General features: G+C 70.5%; 13 protein-coding genes. 10 read left to right on the top strand and 3 right to left on the bottom strand.

All coding sequences use genetic code 11. The features are described from left to right. Positions 1-24: 24 nt before the first annotated feature. The 3 genes from ACZK5D_RS13675 to ACZK5D_RS13665 all read right to left on the bottom strand — a co-directional run bounded on the left by ACZK5D_RS13675 (position 25) and on the right by ACZK5D_RS13665 (position 5,844). Positions 25-2,268 carry a beta-glucosidase family protein gene (locus ACZK5D_RS13675; RefSeq protein ID WP_463665666.1) on the bottom strand — a complete coding sequence of 748 codons (2,244 nt, stop codon included), beginning with the start codon at positions 2,266-2,268 and terminating at the stop codon, positions 25-27. A 167-nt stretch (positions 2,269-2,435) separates the two neighbouring features. After that, the gene (gene valS / locus ACZK5D_RS13670; RefSeq protein WP_463665665.1) at positions 2,436-4,997 is read right to left on the bottom strand and encodes a valine--tRNA ligase; all 2,562 of its coding nucleotides are present in this window, start codon (positions 4,995-4,997) and stop codon (positions 2,436-2,438) included. A 49-nt stretch (positions 4,998-5,046) separates the two neighbouring features. Continuing rightward, the gene (locus ACZK5D_RS13665) at positions 5,047-5,844 is read right to left on the bottom strand and encodes a DsbA family protein (RefSeq protein WP_463665664.1); all 798 of its coding nucleotides are present in this window, start codon (positions 5,842-5,844) and stop codon (positions 5,047-5,049) included. Between the two features lie 188 nt (positions 5,845-6,032). On the opposite strand from ACZK5D_RS13665, the gene ACZK5D_RS13660 reads away from it, so the two are divergent. The 10 genes from ACZK5D_RS13660 (at position 6,033) to ACZK5D_RS13615 (ending at position 18,574) form a co-directional block, all read left to right on the top strand. Beyond that, positions 6,033-7,364 (top strand): bifunctional folylpolyglutamate synthase/dihydrofolate synthase, encoded by a 1,332-nt coding sequence (locus ACZK5D_RS13660; RefSeq protein WP_463665663.1) that lies wholly within the window; start codon positions 6,033-6,035, stop codon positions 7,362-7,364. Continuing rightward, positions 7,361-7,714 (top strand): DUF4233 domain-containing protein, encoded by a 354-nt coding sequence (locus ACZK5D_RS13655; RefSeq protein ID WP_458993525.1) that lies wholly within the window; start codon positions 7,361-7,363, stop codon positions 7,712-7,714. Before ACZK5D_RS13660 ends, ACZK5D_RS13655 begins: the two co-directional genes overlap by 4 nt. Next, positions 7,711-8,118 (top strand): nucleoside-diphosphate kinase, encoded by a 408-nt coding sequence (gene ndk, locus ACZK5D_RS13650; protein ID WP_458993526.1) that lies wholly within the window; start codon positions 7,711-7,713, stop codon positions 8,116-8,118. Before ACZK5D_RS13655 ends, ndk begins: the two co-directional genes overlap by 4 nt. Before the next feature lie 54 nt (positions 8,119-8,172). Then, positions 8,173-10,110, top strand: a complete 1,938-nt coding sequence (locus ACZK5D_RS13645) for a TIGR03960 family B12-binding radical SAM protein (RefSeq protein WP_458996509.1) — start codon at positions 8,173-8,175, stop codon at positions 10,108-10,110. A 23-nt stretch (positions 10,111-10,133) separates the two neighbouring features. Next, complete coding sequence (locus ACZK5D_RS13640; RefSeq protein WP_463665662.1) at positions 10,134-11,633, top strand: DUF1846 domain-containing protein; 1,500 nt, start codon at positions 10,134-10,136, stop codon at positions 11,631-11,633. A gap of 36 nt (positions 11,634-11,669) precedes the next feature. Continuing rightward, entirely contained in the window at positions 11,670-12,368 is a 699-nt protein-coding gene (locus ACZK5D_RS13635; RefSeq protein ID WP_463665661.1) for a TIGR03936 family radical SAM-associated protein, read from the top strand. Positions 12,369-12,564: 196 nt separating this feature from the next. Beyond that, positions 12,565-15,393 (top strand): Rne/Rng family ribonuclease, encoded by a 2,829-nt coding sequence (locus ACZK5D_RS13630; protein WP_463665660.1) that lies wholly within the window; start codon positions 12,565-12,567, stop codon positions 15,391-15,393. Between the two features lie 120 nt (positions 15,394-15,513). Continuing rightward, positions 15,514-15,699: a 50S ribosomal protein L28 gene (rpmB, locus tag ACZK5D_RS13625; protein ID WP_458996510.1), complete on the top strand. Its 186-nt coding sequence runs from the start codon at positions 15,514-15,516 to the stop codon at positions 15,697-15,699. 110 nt (positions 15,700-15,809) lie between these two features. Further along, complete coding sequence (locus tag ACZK5D_RS13620; protein WP_463665659.1) at positions 15,810-18,002, top strand: ATP-dependent DNA helicase RecG; 2,193 nt, start codon at positions 15,810-15,812, stop codon at positions 18,000-18,002. After that, on the top strand, positions 17,999-18,574 hold the full coding sequence (locus tag ACZK5D_RS13615; RefSeq protein WP_463665658.1) for an RsmD family RNA methyltransferase: 576 nt from the start codon (positions 17,999-18,001) through the stop codon (positions 18,572-18,574). Before ACZK5D_RS13620 ends, ACZK5D_RS13615 begins: the two co-directional genes overlap by 4 nt. Position 18,575 lies beyond the last annotated feature (1 nt).

Below are 18,575 nucleotides of genomic sequence, written 5' to 3'. Positions count from 1 at the left end.
CGGCGGGATACCGCCGGGATCAGCTCAGCGCAGCGTCATCGACACCGGGGCCGAGAGATCGTCGGACGCGCCGCCGACGCGGAACGACACGGTGCCGGTGGGGGTGACCCAGCCGTCGGACTCGACGTCCCAGACCTGTAGGAGGTGCCGGTTGGCCAGGTCCTCACGGGTGAGCTCGATCGTCACGTTCTTGTGCTGACCGGGCTTGAGGGTGACCCGCTCCCAGCCCACCAGGCGCTGCGAGGGCAGGTCCGCCGATGCGGGCAGGTCGACGTAGGCCTGCGCCACGTCGGTGCCCGCCACCTTGCCGGTGTTGGTGATCCGGAAGCTGACCCGGATGGCCGTGGACCCGTCGCTGTTCTTCGGGGTCACGTTGACCTTCGAGTACTCGAAGTCCGTGTAGGACAGGCCGTGGCCGAAGGCGAAGAGCGGGTCGATGTCCTCAGCCTCGTACCAGCGGTAGCCCACCTTGAGGCCCTCGGTGTAGTTGACCTGGCGGATCTCGGTCGAGCCTTGTGCCCGCACAGTGGAGCCGTTGGCAAAGATGCCGGGGTACTGCTGCGGGGTGGAGGTCGGCGTGTCGGCCAGCGACTTCGGGAAGCTCATCGGGAGCTTGCCCGAGGGGTTCACGTCGCCGAACAGGATGCCGGTCAGGGCGGGGCCGAACTGCTCGCCGCCGTACCAGGCCTGGAGGACGGCGTCGACGTCGTCGATCCAGGGCATCTCGACGGCGGTGCCGGAGTTGAGCACCACGACCGTGCGCTCGGCGGCCGCCGCGACTGCCTCGACGAGAGCATCACCGTTGTGGTCGAGGCGGATATCGGTGATGTCGGAGAACTCGCCCATGCCGATATGGCCGAACACGATCGCCACGTCGGCGGAGGCGGCCAGTGCGGCGGCCTCGGCGGGCACGTCACCGTCGTTGAACACGACAGAACCGCCGGCGGCCTCGACACGCTCGGTGATCGAGGTCAGCGGGTCGACAAGTGCATCGCAGTTCAGCAGGGGGGCGTTCCCGCGGAAGCCGTTGGCCGCGCAGGCCCTCTTGGCGGTCACGAGGGCATCGTTGGGGAGCAACGAGGCGGTGGGACCGAGGATGGCCACGCTCGGTGCCTTGCCCAGCGGGAGGACGTCGTCGTTCTTCAGCAGGACGGTGCTCTGTTCGGCCAGCTCGCGGGCCACGGCCTTGTGCTCGGCGGTGGAGACCCCGGTCAGCCCGGGCGAGGGGACGGGGTTGTCGAACAGGCCGACGTTGATGTAGGCCCGGACAACCCGGAAGGCGGCCTCGTCGATCGCGTCCTGGGTGATCTCATCGGCGTCCAGGGCCGCGTCGAGGCGTTCTGGCGTGAACCAGATCGGCCGGTTCAGCTCCTGGTCGAGGCCGGCGTTGAGTGCGTCGGCGGTGGAGTGCACGGCGCCGAAGTCGCTCATCACGTAGCCGTTGAAGCCGATCCGGTCCTTGAGATCCTCGTTCATGATCGGGTTCTCGCACGCCCAGATCCCGTTGATCTGGTTGTAGGAGCACATCACCGAATCGGGGTCGCTCTCGCGCACGGCGATCTCGTAGGGAAGGACGTACAGCTCCTGGAGCGTGCGCTCGTCGATGTTCGACGAGCTGGACTGCCGGTCCAGCTCCTGCTCGTTGCCCACGAAGTGCTTCGGGTTGGCGATGACGCCCTTGCCCGGGTTGCCGTCCTCGAGCCCGCGGACCGCGGCGGCGCCCATGACACCGCTGAGCACCGGGTCCTCGCCGAAGTACTCGGGCGTGCGGCCCGACAGCGGGGTGCGGCCGGAGGCGATGCCGGGGCCGAGGATGACGGCGTTGCCGCCGTCGAACGCCTCCGATCCCTGCATGGCGGCCTTGGTCTCGCCCAGGGCCTCGTTGAAGGTCGCGGCGATGGCGATGGGGGCCGGCCACGCCGTCGTGCCGGCCTTGTTGTGGACGCCCTCGGCGCCGTTGGCATACACGACGCGGGGAGTGCACGGGAGCTGAGCGGGGTACTGCACACCGCCCGAGAACACCGTCTGGGTGGGGGAGTTGGCGGAGTGTTCGTTCATCCAGCGGTACTTCTGATGCTGCGAGCTCGCGTCGAGCAGCAGCTGCGCGCGCTGATCCGCCGTGAGCGTGGTGTCCATCCAGGGACACACGCTGAGGTCTGGGCCGTCGGCCGCGGCCAGCTGGTTGAACGCCGGCACGACGGCCGTCGAGAGAAGGGTCAGGGCGGCGGCGATGCTGATGGCCGCGCCCCGTCGTCGGGTGGGGGACATGGGTGATCTCCTCGGACAGAGACTGCAGGGGGCCCTCCGGTCGGCGCCGACAGGAGGGGCTGTAGATCGATCTACGGGGAGCTTAGGCAGAACACACAATTCCCCACAAGGGGTTCACAGGAAATTGTGTGTTCAATGCCTATTTAGGTGTGACAAGCACCCGAAGGTTAGTGATCGGCAGGGGGCGCGAGCTCCACCTCGACGCCGAGGGGTGCCTCGACGTCGGCCCAGGTGACCTCGCCCACGAGCCGGCCCACCGCGCGGAGGTCCGCCTCGATGGTGCGCAGGCGCGCCACCACGGCCGCGGGGCCGGAGAACGCCGCCCGCGCCACCTCCGCCTTCATCGACACTTTGGCCGTCGACTTCGCGCCCCGGATGGCGATGAGCGCGGTGGCCACATCCGCGATGAGGGTGGCGTCACCCGACGGTAGCTCGTCCACCGTGGGCCAGGGGGCGAGGTGCACGGAGGTGTCGTTGGTCCACCGCCACACCTCCTCGGTCACGAAGGGCAGGATGGGCGCGAACAGCCGCAGCTGGACGTCGAGCGCAAGCGCCAGCGCCGCCTGAGCCGACGCCTGCTCGGCGGGGGACTGGGCGCCGTAGGCGCGCTCCTTGACCAGCTCCAGGTAGTCGTCGCAGAAGGACCAGAAGAAGGACTCCGTCGCCTCGAGGGCTCCGGTGTAGTCGAACTCCTCGAACGAGCTTGTGGCGGCCTCGACCACGGCCCGCAGCCCGGCGAGCATCGCCAGGTCGACGGGGTTCGTCACGGCCGGGACGCCGCCCGGGTTCTCGGCCATGGTGAGCACAAACTTGCCCGCGTTGAGGATCTTCATGGCGAGGCGGCGCCCCACCTTCATCTGGGTCTCGTCGAACGGCGAGTCCATGCCGGGCCGGGCCATCGCCGCGCGCCACCGCACCGCGTCGGAGCCGTACTTGTCCAGGATGTCGGTGGGCACCACCACGTTGCCCTTGGACTTGCTCATCTTCTTGCGGTCCGGGTCCACCACGAAGCCGGAGATGGTGGCCCGCTTCCACGGCAGCGAGCCGTTCTCGAAGTGGGCGCGCACCACGCGGCTGAACAGCCAGGTGCGGATGATGTCGTGGGCCTGCGGCGCCACGTCCATCGGGAACGTGAGCGAGAAGAGCTCGTCGTCGCGCTCCCAGCCGGTGGCCAGGTGGGGCGTGAGCGACGACGTGGCCCAGGTGTCCATGACGTCCGGGTCCGCCATGAACCCGCCCGGCTGGTCCCGCTGCTCAGCCGTGAAGCCGGGCGGGCAGTCCGTGACCGGATCGATCGGCAGAGTTGCCTCGTCGGCGACGATGGGGGCGTCGTAGTCGGGCTCGCCGTCGGCGTCCAGGCGGTACCAGACGGGGAACGGCACCCCGAAGAAGCGCTGACGCGAGATCAGCCAGTCCCCGTTGAGGCCGCCCACCCAGTTCTCGTAGCGGTGCGACATGTGCTCCGGCGTCCACTTCAGCTCCCGCCCGCGCGCGAGCATGGTCTGCTTGATGTCCTCGTCGCGGCCGCCGTTGCGGATGTACCACTGGCGCGTGGCCACGATCTCGAGCGGCTTGTCGCCCTTCTCGTAGAAGTTGGTCATGCGGGTGGTGGGCTTCGGCTCCCCGTCGAGGTCTCCGCTCTCGCGCAGCATCGCGACGGTGGCCTCGCGGGCCGAGAACGCGGTCTTGCCCGCGATGGCCTCGAAGGCGGCGGCGTTCACGATCCACTCGGGGGTCTCACCCTGGATCCGGCCGTCGCGGCCGATCACCGTGCGGGTGGGGAGGTTCAGCTCGCGCCACCAGGTGACGTCGGTGAGATCGCCGAAGGTGCAGCACATGGCTATGCCTGCGCCCTTGTCCGGCTCCGCCGCCTCGTGCGCCAGGACCGGGATCTCCACGCCGAAGAGGGGTGAGGTGACCGTGGTGCCGAAGAGCGGCTGGTAGCGCTCGTCGTCCGGGTGCGCGATGAGCGCGCACACCGATGCCAGCAGCTCCGGGCGCGTGGTCTCGATGTGCACCGGCTCGCCCCCCTCGCGATGGAAGGCCACGCGGTGGTAGGCGCCCGGGTACTCGCGGGCCTCCAGCTCAGCCTGTGCGACCGCGGTGTGGAAGGTCACGTCCCACAGCGTGGGCGCGTAGCTGAGGTAGGCCTCGCCGCGGGCGTGGTTGCGCAGGAACGCCTTCTGCGCCACGGCCTGGGAGTCCGCCGAGATGGTGGTGTAGAGCGTGGACCAGTCCACCGACAGGCCGAGCTGGCGCCACAGGTCCTCGAAGGCCTGCTCGTCGACGGCGGTCAGCTCGTGGCAGAGCTCGATGAAGTTGGCGCGGCTGATCGGGACCTGACGCTTGGGGTCCGGCTTCGCGGGGGGCTGGAAGTCCGCGTCGTAGGCGATGGACGGGTCACACCGCACGCCGTAGTAGTTCTGCACCCGCCGCTCGGTGGGGAGCCCGTTGTCGTCCCAGCCCATCGGGTAGAACACGTGCTTGCCGCGCATCCGCTGGTAGCGGGCCACCGTGTCGGTGTGGGTGTAGCTGAACACGTGGCCCACGTGGAGCGAGCCCGAGACCGTGGGCGGGGGCGTGTCGATGCTGAACACCTCGTCGCGGCTCGACGGCCGGGTGAACGCGTAGGTGCCTTCCCCTGCCCATACCTGGCCCCACTTGGCCTCGAGGCCTTCGAGGACGGGCTTGTCGGGGAGGGCGCGCGTCGACGCGTTCGGATCGGTCATGGGACCCGATCTTAATGGGCCGCGCGCGCCCTCCCGAACCGTCGTCTGGTCAGCTCTCGAGCTGCTGGCCCCCGGCCTCGAACGCGGCGGTGATGGCCGCCATCATCGACTCGGCGGTGGGCTGGATCAGCACCTCCTGGGTCTCCTGGTTGTAGAACTCCAGCTGCTGCCCGCTCACCAGGAAGGTGGGGGTGGCGCCGATCTGGTCGTCGTTGAACTTCTGGTTGGCCTTGTCCGTGAAGTCGTTGAAGGCGCGGGTGTCGTACAGCTCCTGGAAGCGGGTCAGGTTGTCGCCCTCGATCCCGGCAAGGGTGGGGAAGTCCACCCGGAGCTGCTGCTCGGTGAAGCCCGTGCCCTCCTGCGCAGGGTGGTTGGCGTACACCACGCGGTGGAACTCGTCGAACGCGCCCACCTCGTCGGCGGCGGCAGCAGCCAGTGCGGCGCGCTTGGACGAGTCGTTGCGGAGGCCGGCGTCGAGGAAGAAGGCGGTACGGATCTCGGCGGTGATGGAGCCGTCGGCGACCAGCTGCTCGATGACGGGGCCGTAGCTCTCCTCACGCGCGGCACACGCCGGGCATTGGAAGTCCTCCCAGACCACGAGGTGCGGCGTTCCCTCCTGCGGCTGCTTGCCGGCCAGGACGATGCCCGTCGACTCCGTGGCGTTGGGCGGCGTCAGCTGTTCCGTGGCGACGGGCGCCTGCTTGGCAAGGGCCTGCATGATCACGATGGCGAGCACCGCGACGACCGTGACCGCCACCAGCCCTGCCCCGACGGCGAGGATGCGCCGGGTCCGCTTGGTGCGTTCCTCCAGCTCCTGCTGCTGGCGCAGCGCCGCACGCTTGCTCATCTGCGAATTGTTGGCCATAGGACGAAGCTCCTCTGTGGGGCGTGATGAAGGCAGTCAGATGCCCGGCCAGGCCGGGCGGCTGATACGAGGTCATCCTAACCGCGACGCTCAACCGGACCCGTGCGCCGTCCTGCCGCTCGACGGAGGATGCCCGTGCCGCTGCGGGCCGCCACTAGGCTGGGGCCACGATGACTCACTCCACGCACGCCGAGCTGACAGCCGCCCTGACCAGCCGCTGGCCCGAGCACCGGGTGGCGCCCAGCCTGACCCGCATCGCGGCCCTCGTCGACCTTCTCGGGGACCCGCAGCGGGCCTTCCCCGTGATCCAGGTGGCCGGCACTAACGGCAAGGGCAGCACCGCGATCATGATCGAGACGCTCCTGCGGTCGGCCGGGCTGCGCACGGGCAGGTTCGCCAGCCCACATCTCAGCGACGTGCGCGAGCGGATCAGCATCGACGGGGAGCCCATCAGCGAGGAGCGCTTCGACGAGGTCTGGCGCGACATCGAACCCTACGTGGCCATGGTCGACGAGCAGCAGCTGGACGGCGTCGCGATGACATTCTTCGAGGTGATCACCGGCATGGCCTACGCGGCCTTCGCCGACGCCCCCGTCGATGTGGCGGTGATGGAGGTGGGTCTCGGCGGTCGATGGGACGCCACGAGCATCGCGGACGCCGCGGTTGCGGTGGTGACGCCCATCGGGCTGGACCACATGCACATCCTCGGCTCCACCATCGTGGAGATCGCGGGGGAGAAGGCGGGCATCATCAAGCACGGGTCGACGGCGGTGCTGGCCGGCCAGGACCCGGCGGCCGCGCGGGTGCTGCTGGAGCGGGCCATCGAGGTGGGCGCCCCCGTGAAGGTCGAGGGGCCGGACTTCGGGCTCCTGGACCGCAGCCTCGCCGTCGGCGGCCAGCTGCTGCGGATCGACACCGCGGGCGGCCCGGTGGCCGACATCTTCCTACCCCTCTTCGGGGAGCACATGGCCCGCAACGCCGCCCTGGCCGTTGCGGCCGTGGAGGCCTTCCTGGGCGGGCAGCCGCTCAGCCCTGAGGTCATCGTCGAGGCGCTGGGCGCGGTCGAGGCGCCGGCCCGGCTCGAGCTGGTCCGGACGTCTCCTCCCATCGTCATCGACACGGCGCACAACCCGCCGGCCGCCCGCGCCACCATCGACGCCGTCGCCGAGTCCTATACCTTCGATCCGCTCATCGGGGTGGTGGCGATGATGCAGGACAAGAACGCCGAGGAGACGCTCGAGATCTTCGCCGAGCAGATGGACCAGGTGGTGATCACCGCGGTGTCCTCCTCGCCCCGGGCCCGGTCTGTCGACGACCTCGCGGCGGTGGCCGAGACGATCTGGTCGACGCACCAGGTCCACCGCGCCCGAACCGTTGCAGAGGCCCTGGACCTGGCCGTGATGCTGGCCGACACCTCCAGCGCCCAGGCGGGCGTCCTGGTAGCGGGGTCCGTCATCGCGGCCGGCGAGGCCCGCGACCTGCTGAAGAAGGATGAATCGTGACCCTCGACCCCGGCAACCCGCTCCGCTCGGCCGCCATGTCCGTGCTGGTCTTCGAGATCATCGTGGTCTGGCTCGCCTTCATCGGCATGATCCAGGTTTCAGGGGTCAACCTCTGGGTCGCGGCGGCCTGGTGCGCCGTGACGACGCTGCTGTGCGTGGCCGCGTCCGCCGGCCTCAGGAAGAGGTGGGGCTACGTCGTCGGGTGGGTGGCGCAGGTGGTGATCATCGGGCTGGGCCTGCTCACCCCGTGGATGTATGCCATGGGGATCATCTTCGCCATGATCTGGGTGACCTGCATGGTGCTCGGCAAGAGACTGGAAGCGGCGCAGGCCGGAAGGGACAACACATGAGCGAGCAGACGTTCGTCATCATCAAGCCCGACGCCGTGGCGGCCGGCCACGTGGGGGCCATCGTGTCGCGGTACGAGGAGGCCGGGCTGCGCCTGGCCGCCATGGAGTTCCGCCGGATCGACCCGGAGTTCGCGGACCGGCACTACGCCGAACACGTGGAGCGCGAGTACTACCCCCCGCTGCGGGAGTTCATGACCGAGGGCCCCCTCATCGCCATGGTGGTGGCCGGCGACGACGCCGTCGCGCGCGTCCGAGCCCTGCACGGGGCGACGGATCCGGCCAAGGCCGAGCCCGGGACGGTGCGCGCGGACTTCGCCGAGTCCACCCGGCGCAACGCGGTCCACGCCTCCGACTCGCCCGAATCGGCGGCCCACGAGATCGCGCTCTGGTTCGGCGAGCTCTAGGTCAAACCGGCAGCCGCGGTTATCCTGGGCGGCGCCATGACTACACTTCCCGCGCTGCCCACCCACTCGCTCTTCGGACGGCTGGAGCCCCTGCTCGCGCAGGTGAGCAAGCCCATCCAGTACGTCGGCGGGGAGCACAACTCCGTCGTCAAGGACTGGGAGTCGGTCGCCGTGCGCTGGTGCCTGTCCTACCCGGACGCCTACGAGGTGGGCCAGCCCAACCAGGGCGTGGCCATCCTCTACGAGATCCTCAACGAGCGCGAGTGGATCCTGGCCGAGCGGACGTACTGCGTCTGGCCGGACATGGAGGCCAGGATGCGGGAGGCGCGGGTGCCGCAGTTCACGCTGGACGCGCACCGCCCCGTCGGCATGTTCGACGTGCTGGGTGTGTCCTTCTCCACCGAACTCGGCTACACGAACCTGCTCAACATCCTCGACCTGGCCGGCATGTCGCTGCACGCGGCAGATCGCCAGGACGGTGAGCCGATCGTCGTCGCCGGCGGGCACGCGGCGTTCAACCCGGAGCCCATCGCGGACTTCATCGACGTCGCGGTGCTGGGCGACGGCGAGGAGGCGTCGCTTCTGATCTCCGACATCGTCCGGGAGTGGAAGCTCGACGCGCGCGAGGGCGGCCGCGACGGCCTGCTGCTTCGCCTGGCCTCCACCGGCGCGTTCTACGTGCCCCGGTTCTACGACGTGGACTACCTCGACGACGGGCGCATCCAGCGGATCGCGCCCAACCGTGAGGGTGTGCCGTTCCAGGTGCGCAAGCACACGCTGATGAACCTCGACGAGTGGCCCTACCCGAAGCACCCCATCGTGCCGATGGCCGAGACGGTGCACGAGCGCTACTCGGTGGAGATCTTCCGCGGCTGCACCCGCGGCTGCCGGTTCTGCCAGGCGGGCATGATCACCCGCCCGGTCCGGGAGCGGTCCATCGAGACCATCGGCGCCATGGTGGCCGGCGGGCTGAAGGCCACCGGCCTGGAGGAGATCGGGCTGCTGTCGCTGTCGTCGGCGGACCACTCCGAGATCGCGGAGGTCACCCGCCAGTTGGCGGACCGGTACGAGGGCTCCAACGTCTCACTCTCCCTGCCGTCGACGCGCGTGGACGCCTTCAACATCGACCTGGCCAACGAGCTCAGCCGCAACGGCCGCCGCTCGGGGCTCACCTTCGCGCCCGAGGGCGGCTCCGAGCGGATGCGCAAGGTGATCAACAAGATGGTCACCGAGGACGACCTCATCGACACGGTCGCCGCCGCCTTCTCCTCCGGCTGGCGCCAGGTGAAGCTCTATTTCATGTGCGGGCTGCCCACCGAGACCGACGAGGACGTCCTGGCCATCGCGGACCTGGCGCGCCGGGTGATCGAGACCGGCCGCAAGGCCTCCGGCACGCGCGACATCCGGTGCACCGTGTCCATCGGCGGGTTCGTGCCGAAGGCCCACACCCCGTTCCAGTGGGCGGGGCAGGCGAGCGCGGAGACGATCGACCACCGGCTCCAGCTGCTCCGCGACACCATCCGCCAGGACCGCAACTACGGCAAGGCCATCGGCATGCGCTACCACGACGGGAAGCCCGGCGTGATCGAGGGCCTGCTGTCGCGGGGCGATCGCCGCATCGGTCGGGTGATCGAGCGGGTGTGGCGCGAGGGCGGCAAGTTCGACGGCTGGAGTGAGCACTTCAGCTACGAGCGCTGGACCGCCGCCGCGGCGGAGGAGCTCGCCGCCTTCGGCGTCGACCTCGACTGGTACACCACGCGCGAGCGCGGATATGAGGAGGTCCTGCCCTGGGACCACCTCGACGCCGGCCTCGACCGCGACTGGCTGTGGGAGGACTGGCAGGACGCGCTCGACGAGCGCGAGGTGGAGGACTGCCGCTGGACGCCGTGCTTCGACTGCGGGGTGTGTCCTCAGATGGACACCCAGATCCAGATCGGCCCCACCGGCAAGGTCCTGCTGCCGCTCTCCGTGACCCGGCCCACGCTCGCATAGCGGAAGCGCTAGGCTCGCGGTCCGTGGACAGCGCGCGCAGGATCGGGTTCGACAGCGGGAAGTATCTCGCCCTCCAGTCTCAGCACATCGACGAGCGGCGCAAGCGCTTCGGCGGCAAGCTGTACCTCGAGTTCGGCGGGAAGCTGTTCGACGACCACCACGCCTCCCGCGTGCTGCCCGGCTTCACCCCGGACAACAAGATCACGATGCTGGAGACGCTCAAGGACGAGGTCGAGGTGGTCATCGTCATCAGCGCCCACGACCTCGCCCGCAACAAGGTGCGCGCCGATCTCGGGATCACGTACGAGTCCGACGTGCTCAGGCTGATCGACGAGTTCCGGTCCTACGGCCTCTACGTGGGCAGCGTCGTCCTCACGCAGATGACCGACGAGCACCGCCAGGGACGGGCCTTCAAGCGCAAGCTCGAGCGCCTGGGGCTGAAGGTGTACCGGCACTACCCGATCAAGGGCTACCCCAGCGACGTTGCCCTGATCGTCAGCGACAACGGTTACGGCCGCAACGACTACATCGAGACCACCCGCGACCTGGTCGTGGTCACCGCCCCAGGCCCGGGCAGCGGCAAGATGGCCACCTGCCTGTCCCAGCTCTACCACGACCACAAGCGCGGAATCCCCTCCGGCTACGCCAAGTACGAGACCTTCCCGATCTGGAACCTGCCGCTCGACCATCCCGTCAACCTCGCCTACGAGGCTGCGACGGCGGACCTGGACGACGTCAACCTGATCGACCCCTTCCACCTCGCCGCCTACGGTGAGCAGGCCGTCAACTACAACCGCGACGTCGAGATCTTCCCGGTGCTCAAGCTGCTGTTCGAGCAGCTCACCGGCAGCTCGCCCTACCAGTCGCCCACCGACATGGGCGTCAACATGGCGGGCCTGTGCATCTCCGACGACGAGGTCTGCCGGGAGGCCTCACGGCAGGAGGTCATCCGCCGCTACTACAAGGCGCTGGTCCACGAGCGGCGCGACGAGCTCGAGCCCACCCTCTCGGACAGGATCGCGCTCACCATGAGCAAGCTGGGCATCAGCGCCGACGACCGACCCGTCGTCGGACCCGCCCTGGAGCTCGAACGCCGGACGAAGGGCCCCGCGGCCGCGCTGCAGCTCCCGGACGGCTCGATCGTCACCGGCAAGACCTCGGCGCTCCTCGGCAGCTCATCGGCGCTGCTGCTCAACGCGCTCAAGCTGCTCGCGGGCCTGCCGGACGACGTGCACCTCCTGGCGCCCGAGACCATCGGGCCCATCCAGACGCTGAAGACCCGTCACCTGGGCAGCGCGAACCCGCGGCTGCACACCGACGAGGTGCTCATCGCCCTCTCCGTGGGCGCCACCTACGACGAGAACGCCCGGCGCGCGCTGGCCGAGCTCGCCCACCTGCGGGGGTGCGACGTGCACACCTCGGTGATCCTCGGGCCGGTGGACGAGGCCATCTTCCGCAACCTCGGCGTCAACGTGACCAGCGAGCCGGTCTTCCAGAGCAAGAAGCTGTACCGGAAGCGGTGACCGGCGTCCCCATGCACGCCCACTAGACTGCGCCGCGTGGGAAATCGACAGCCGCCGGTCCAGCAGGCACCTCCGGCGCAGAAGTTGAGGCTGCGCTACGCCAAGCGCGGGCCGGGGCGCTTCACCTCGCACCGCGACTTCGGGCGCGCCCTGGAGCGCGCGCTGAGACGTGCGGAGATCCCCATGGCCTACTCCTCGGGCTTCTCGCCCCACCCGCGCATCTCCTATGCCAACGCCGCCCCCACATCGGCGGCCTCCGAGGCCGAGTACGTGGAACTCGGCCTGAGTGAGGTGTGCAACCCGGTCAGGGTGATGGAGGCGCTGAACGAGGTCCTGCCGCACGGCTTCGTCGTCCTCGATGTCGCCGAGGCCCTCAAGGCGCCGCTGGGCGACCTGCTGCAGGCGTCCGACTGGGTGGTCTCGTTGGCCGGGGCCCAAGCGGGCGTGCTCGCCCAGGCCGTGACCGCGCTGCTGGCCCAGGAGGCCCACGTCGTTGAGCGCATGACCAAGAACGGCATCCGCTTGTTCGACGTCCGCGACGCCATCGTCTCGCTCGAGGTCGCCGACGACGAGACGCTCCACCTTCGCTCGATCCACCAGACTCCGCTGGTGCGCCCCGACGACGTCGTGACCGCCCTCCGCGCGCTGGACCCGCGGGTGCCGTCGCAGGCACTGCTGACCCGTCTGGGCCAGGGGCCGCTGGGGGAGGACGGCATCGGGGATCCGCTGCGTTGATCGTGTCGCGATACGCGATGGGGTTGGTCGGTGTGCGAGAATAACGAACAGGTCACGGCACCGCCCGGTGTCACCCTGGAGCAGCGAGGCTGCACCGCGGCATGTCTGCCGCGACTGCTCGCACTGCCCCGGATGGCCTCAGTCTTAGCGCACAGCGCGTCTGTGCCTGTCCGCGCATCCGCGTGTAAGGAGCCCCATGCTCGACACTGAAAACGACGGCACGACCGCCGAAGACACCACCATCCCCGCCACCCCGGTCAGGCGCCGCCGCGCGGCGGGCCGTCCGGCCGGTCCGCCCCAGGAGGGCGCAGCCGCTGCGTCGGCCGCCCCGGCCGACACCTCGGCCACCCCGGCGGACACCTCGGCCGCCCCGGCCGAAGCGGACTCGCCCACGTTGACCCCGAAGCGCCGACGGGTGGCGTCGAAGCCCGACGGCGAAGCGGCCCCCGCGCGCCGCCGTCGCGTCAAGGCCGTGGAGCCCGCCGGGTCCGCGGAGGACACCCCCGTGGTCGAGCCGGTCGCGGAGCCCGTGCAGCCGACGGTTGCCGACGAGGCGCCGGTTGCCCAGGAGGCGCAGGTTGCCGAGGAGGCCCCGGTCAAGCCGGTGCGCCGCAGGGCCACGCGCCGAACGGCTCCGCCCGAGCCCGCCGCTCAGCCGGAGCAGGCCGTGGCCGTCGCACCGGACGAGGCTCCCGCCCCGGCGGAGCAGCCCGAAGCCGAGCAGCCGGCCGCCGAGGCCGTGATAGCGGAGGCCCCGCAGTCGCCGCCCCCGGCGCGCCGCCGGCGGGCGTCGCGTCCCGCCGCCGCCCCGGAGCCCGTGGCTGCCCCCGAGCCGGTGGCTGCCTCCAAGCCGGTGGCCGCCCCGAGCGCTTCCGAGGTACAGGTGGCCACCTCCCCGGAGCCTGAGCCCGAGGCGGGACCTGAGGAGCAGGCTGCGCCCACGCAGCCCGCCGCCGAGCAGGGTCGTGGGCGTCGTCGTCGCGCCACCCGCGCCGCCGCCGCGCCCGCAGCGCCCGTCGAGGGCGACGGTGAGGATGTGATCGGCGACGCGCTCCGTGCCGCGGAGGAGCTGGCCGAGGCCCGCAGGGCTCTGCTGACGGATCCGTTCCTGACCGCCGCCGCGCGCGAGCAGCAGTTGGCGGCCCTGGCGGGCGCCATCGCGGGAGCCGCCGAGGAGGACGAGCCGGAGGCCGACGAGGACCTTCAGGACGCCTCGCTCGAGCCCGGCGCCGAGGAGCCGGACCTGGAGGGGGAGCCCGAGGACGAGGACGTCGTCGAGGACGAGGCCGACGGTGACCGCCCGTCCCGCCGCCGCCGTCGGCGCGGAGGCCGTCGTCGCCGCCGTGGCAGCGCCCGCGACGACGCCGACGAGGATGAGGCCGACGAGGCCGACGAATCCGAGGCCGACGCCTCCGGGACCCCCCGCGACGACGAGTCGGCGGAGGCGGAGCCCGAGGGTGAAGCCGAGGGCGAGTCCGATACCGAAGCCGACGACTCCGGCACCACCCGCCGTCGCCGCCGTCGTCGCCGTCGCGGCGAGGGCGCGGACGCCGAGTCCACGTCCTCCGACGAGGTGACCGGCATCGAGGGGTCCACGCGGATGGAGGCCAAGCGCCAGCGCCGCAAGGAGTCGCGCGCGGCGGGCCGCCGGCGTGCGCCGATCCTCAGCGAGGCCGAGTTCCTCGCGCGCCGCGAGTCGGTGGACCGCAAGCTCGTCATCCGCCAGTCCGAGGACTACACGCAGCTGGCCGTCGTCGAGGACAACATCCTCGTCGAGCACTACGTCGACAAGGCCTCTGCCACCTCGCTGATCGGCAACATCTATCTCGGGCGCGTCCAGAACGTGCTCCCGAGCATGGAGGCAGCGTTCATCGACATCGGCCGGGGACGCAACGCCGTGCTCTACGCCGGCGAGGTGGACTGGGCCGCCTTCGGCGTGACCGGCGAGAACCGCAAGGTCGAGAACGTCCTGAAGTCCGGCCAGAGCGTCCTCGTCCAGGTCACCAAGGACCCGGTGGGCGCGAAGGGGTCGCGGCTGACCAGCCACATCTCCTTGCCCGGCCGCTACATCGTCTACTCGCCCGGCGGCCACCTGTCCGGCATCTCCCGCAAGCTGCCGGACCAGGAGCGCAGCAGGCTGCGCACCGTCCTCGGCTCGCTCATCTCCGACGACGAGTCCGTCATCGTGCGGACCGCCGCCGAGGGGGCCAGCGAGGAGGAGCTGATCCGCGACGTCAACCGGCTGAAGGCGCAGTGGGAGGTCATCGAGAAGAAGGCCAAGCAGGGCAGCGCGCCTCAGGCGCTCTACTCGGAGCCCGACCTCACCCTCAGGATCGTCCGCGACCTGTTCACCGAGGACTTCGGCCAGCTCATCGTCCAGGGCGACGGTGGCCCCGACGACGCCTACGACGCCATCTCGGCCTACGTCAGCCACGTCGCGCCGCACCTGGCCGAGCGCCTCGTCCGCTTCGAGGCGGCCGAGGACGGACGCGACGCCTTCGCGCAGTTCAAGATCGACGACCAGATCGCCAAGGCGCTCGACCGCAAGGTGTTCCTCCCCTCCGGGGGCTCGCTCGTCATCGACCGCACCGAGGCCATGACGGTCATCGACGTCAACACCGGCCGCTTCACCGGCGCCGGGGGCAACCTCGAGGCCACCGTCACCAGCAACAACCTGGAGGCGGCGGAGGAGATCGTCCGGCAGCTGCGCCTGCGGGACCTGGGCGGCATCATCGTGATCGACTTCATCGACATGGTCCTGCCCAGCAACCGCGAACTGCTGCTGCGCCGGCTCGTCGAGTGCCTCGGCCGGGACCGCACGCGCCACCAGGTGGCGGAGGTGACCAGCCTCGGCCTGGTGCAGCTGACGCGCAAGCGCATCGGCACTGGCCTCCAGGAGGCCTTCACCGAGCCGTGTGAGCACTGTCAGGGCGCCGGCTACGTGCGCTTCGAGGAGCCCGTGGACTCGCAGGCGCCCTCGGACGGCGGCGAGCGCCGGTCGCCCCGTCGACGGGGCCGCAAGTAGGGCCTCATTTGGCCATTTCCACGCGGGCGGGTTAACATTGTGCGGTTGCCTGCTCGCGTGGGCTACACCTCAAGAGCAATCCAGGCTTCAATCCTGGGCACAGACAACAAGGAGATTCCAGTGGCCGCCACGTGTGATGTTTGCGCCAAGGGACCCGGCTTCGGTCACAACGTTCCTTGGTCGAAGAAGAAGACCAACCGCCGCTGGAACCCGAACATCCAGCGCGTGCGTGCCACCGTCAACGGCACGCCGAAGCGCGTGAACGTGTGCACCTCCTGCCTCAAGGCCGGCAAGGTCTCGCGCTAGTCCGCATCCCTGAACGCAGTAACCGGCGGTCCGCTTCGGCGGGCCGCCGGTTCCCGTGTCCCCTGCGGTCGGCCCACCGGAGCGTCGGGGGCGCCCGGTAGGGTCGGGTCATGTCCTCCTGGCGCACCCCCATCTACCGCGAGCTGGGCCGCCGCCTCGTCGATGTGCTCGGCTCGAAGACGGCCGACGGGTTCGAGAAGCTGGGCCTCGTCACCGTCGACGACCTGGTGCGCCACGTGCCTCGCCGCTACATCTCCGGCACCGGGATGTCGGACTTCGCGACGCTGCGCGTGGGCGAGGAGGTCGCGGTCGTCGCCGAGGTCCTGGGGGCGAAGACCTTCGGCACCATCCCGAGCGCCCGGGTCCAGGCGGTGCTGAGCGACGGGCACGGCAGGTTGTCCGTCACCCTGTTCGCGCGGTATGAGCGTCACCTGAAGTGGTGGGTGAGCCTGCTGCAGCCAGGGTCCAGGGGCATCTTCATCGGCCGGGTGGGGAGCTTCAACGGGGAGCTGCAGCTCGCCCACCCCGATTTCGTGATGCTCGACGGCACGCGAGTCTCGGGGCGCAAGTCCTCGACGAAGCAGGCGGCGATGGCGCGCAGCGTCCAGCGCGCCACCATGATCGGCCTGTACCCGGCCTCCTCGAAGCTGCCCACCTGGGTGATCGCCGAGTCGGTTCAGCTGGTGCTGCCGTCGCTCACCGGAGACACGCTGCCCGGCTGGGTGGTCGAGGAGGCCGGCGTCCTGCCCTTCCCGGAGGCCCTCAGCGCGGTCCACGAGCCGGTCGAGCTCCGCCAGGCGGAGTTCGGTCAGGCCAGGCTGCGCTTCGACGAGGCCTTCGGCATCCAACTCGCCATGGCCGCGCGGCGGCGGGACGCGGCGGGTGAGCTGGCGACGCCCCGGCCACGGCGGCGCGGCGGGCTGCTGGAGGAGTTCGACCGGAGGCTGCCGTTCACCCTCACCGCCGGACAGCGGGAGATCGGAGAGACCGTCTTCGACGAGCTGGCGAAGGGCGCCCCGATGAACCGGCTGCTGCAGGGCGAGGTGGGCTCGGGCAAGACGCTGGTGGCGCTGAGGGCCATGCTCGCCGTCGTCGACGCGGGGGGTCAGGCGGTCCTCCTGGCTCCCACCGAGGTGCTTGCCAAGCAGCATCACCAGACCATCACGAGGCTGCTGGGGGATCTCGGCCAGGGGCGCCAGCTCGGTGCGCACCCGGACGCGACGGGCGTGGTCCTGCTCACCGGCAGCCGTTCCGCCGCGGCCAAGCGGGGCGTCCTCAACGACATCGTGACCGGTGAGGCGGGCATCGTCATCGGCACGCACGCGCTGCTCAGCGATCCGGTCGCCTTTTTCGACCTCGGCCTGGTCGTGGTCGACGAGCAGCACCGGTTCGGCGTCGAGCAGCGGGCGGCGCTGTCGGCCAAGGCGGAGCGGAAGCCGCACACGCTGGTCATGACCGCCACCCCCATCCCGCGCTCGATCGCGATGACCGTGTTCGGGGATCTCGAGGTCAGCGAGCTGCGTGAGCTCCCCGCGGGGCGCGCGCCGGTGCAGACCGTGTTCGTGGACACCGCCAGGAACGCGCACTGGGTCGCCAGGGCGTGGCAGCGGATCAGGGAAGAGGTTGCGCAGGGCCGCCAGGCGTTCGTGGTGTGTCCGGCGATCAGCGCGAAGGAGGCAGAGAGCGCGGGTGCGGGGCCGGTGGCCGCCGTCGAGGTGTTGGCGCCGGAGCTGGCGGAAGGCCCGCTCGCGGGACTCCGGGTGGGGGCCGTCCACGGAAAGCAGCCGGCGGCGGAGCGCGACGAGGCCATGGCGGCGTTCGCCGAGGGGCGCCTCGACGTCATCGTGGCCACCACAGTCATCGAGGTGGGCGTGGACGTGCCGAACGCCTCGGTGATGGTGGTGCTGGATGCCGACAGATTCGGGTTGAGCCAGCTCCACCAGCTCCGCGGGCGGATCGGCCGCGGTGGGCACGCAGGGCTCTGCCTGCTGCTGGCCGCGGTGGGGGAGAACCTCGACGCGGAGACGCGCCTGCAGGCCATGGTCTCCACCACGGACGGCTTCGAGCTGGCCGAGCTGGACCTGCGGCTCCGGCGAGAGGGCGACGTCCTGGGCGCGGCGCAGTCGGGCGGGGGCACCCTCAAGCTGCTGCGCGCCCTCGACGACGCGGAGGTGATCAAGGCGGCCAAGGTCCTCGCGGAACGTGTCCTGGCCGACGAGCGGGCCGCCGCAGACCCGCTCCTGGCGGACCTGATGACCAAGGCGGAGGCGGTCGCGGCCGGAGAGTGGATGGACAAGACATGAGCAGGATCATCGCCGGACGGGCGAAGGGTCACCGCCTCGCCGTCCCGAAGGGTGCCCGCACCCGGCCCACCACCGACCGCACGAGGGAGGCCCTCTTCTCGGCGCTCGCGAGCTGGTTCGGCACGGCCGACGCGGACGCGTCCGAGCACCTCGCCGGGGTGTCCGTGCTGGACCTCTTCGCGGGATCGGGCGCGGTCGGCCTCGAGGCGGCCAGCCGGGGGGCGGGCCCCGTCGTGCTGGTCGAACACGACAGGCCCACCGCGCGGCTGATCCAGGACAACGCCAGGGCCACCGGCCTCGCGGTGGAGGTCCGCGCGGTCAAGGCCGAGGCGGCGGCCCAGGCCCCGGGGGGACGGTTCGACCTGGTCTTCCTCGACCCTCCCTACGACCTGCCCACCGAGAACGTGGAGGCTCTCCTCGGCGTGCTCGCCGATGGTGCCGTCGCGGAGCGCGGCCTGGTGGTGGTCGAACGCTCAGCCCGGGACCGCGCCCCCGCGTGGCCGGACCGGTTCACAGACACCTGGCATCGCGGCTACGGTGAGACGACGCTCTTCTTCGGAGCTGTGGACTAGG

The sequence above is a fragment of the Tessaracoccus yangjingae genome (assembly GCF_055326235.1).
Note: the sequence above shows the minus strand (reverse complement) of the source record. Positions and strands in the feature narration are given on the sequence as shown.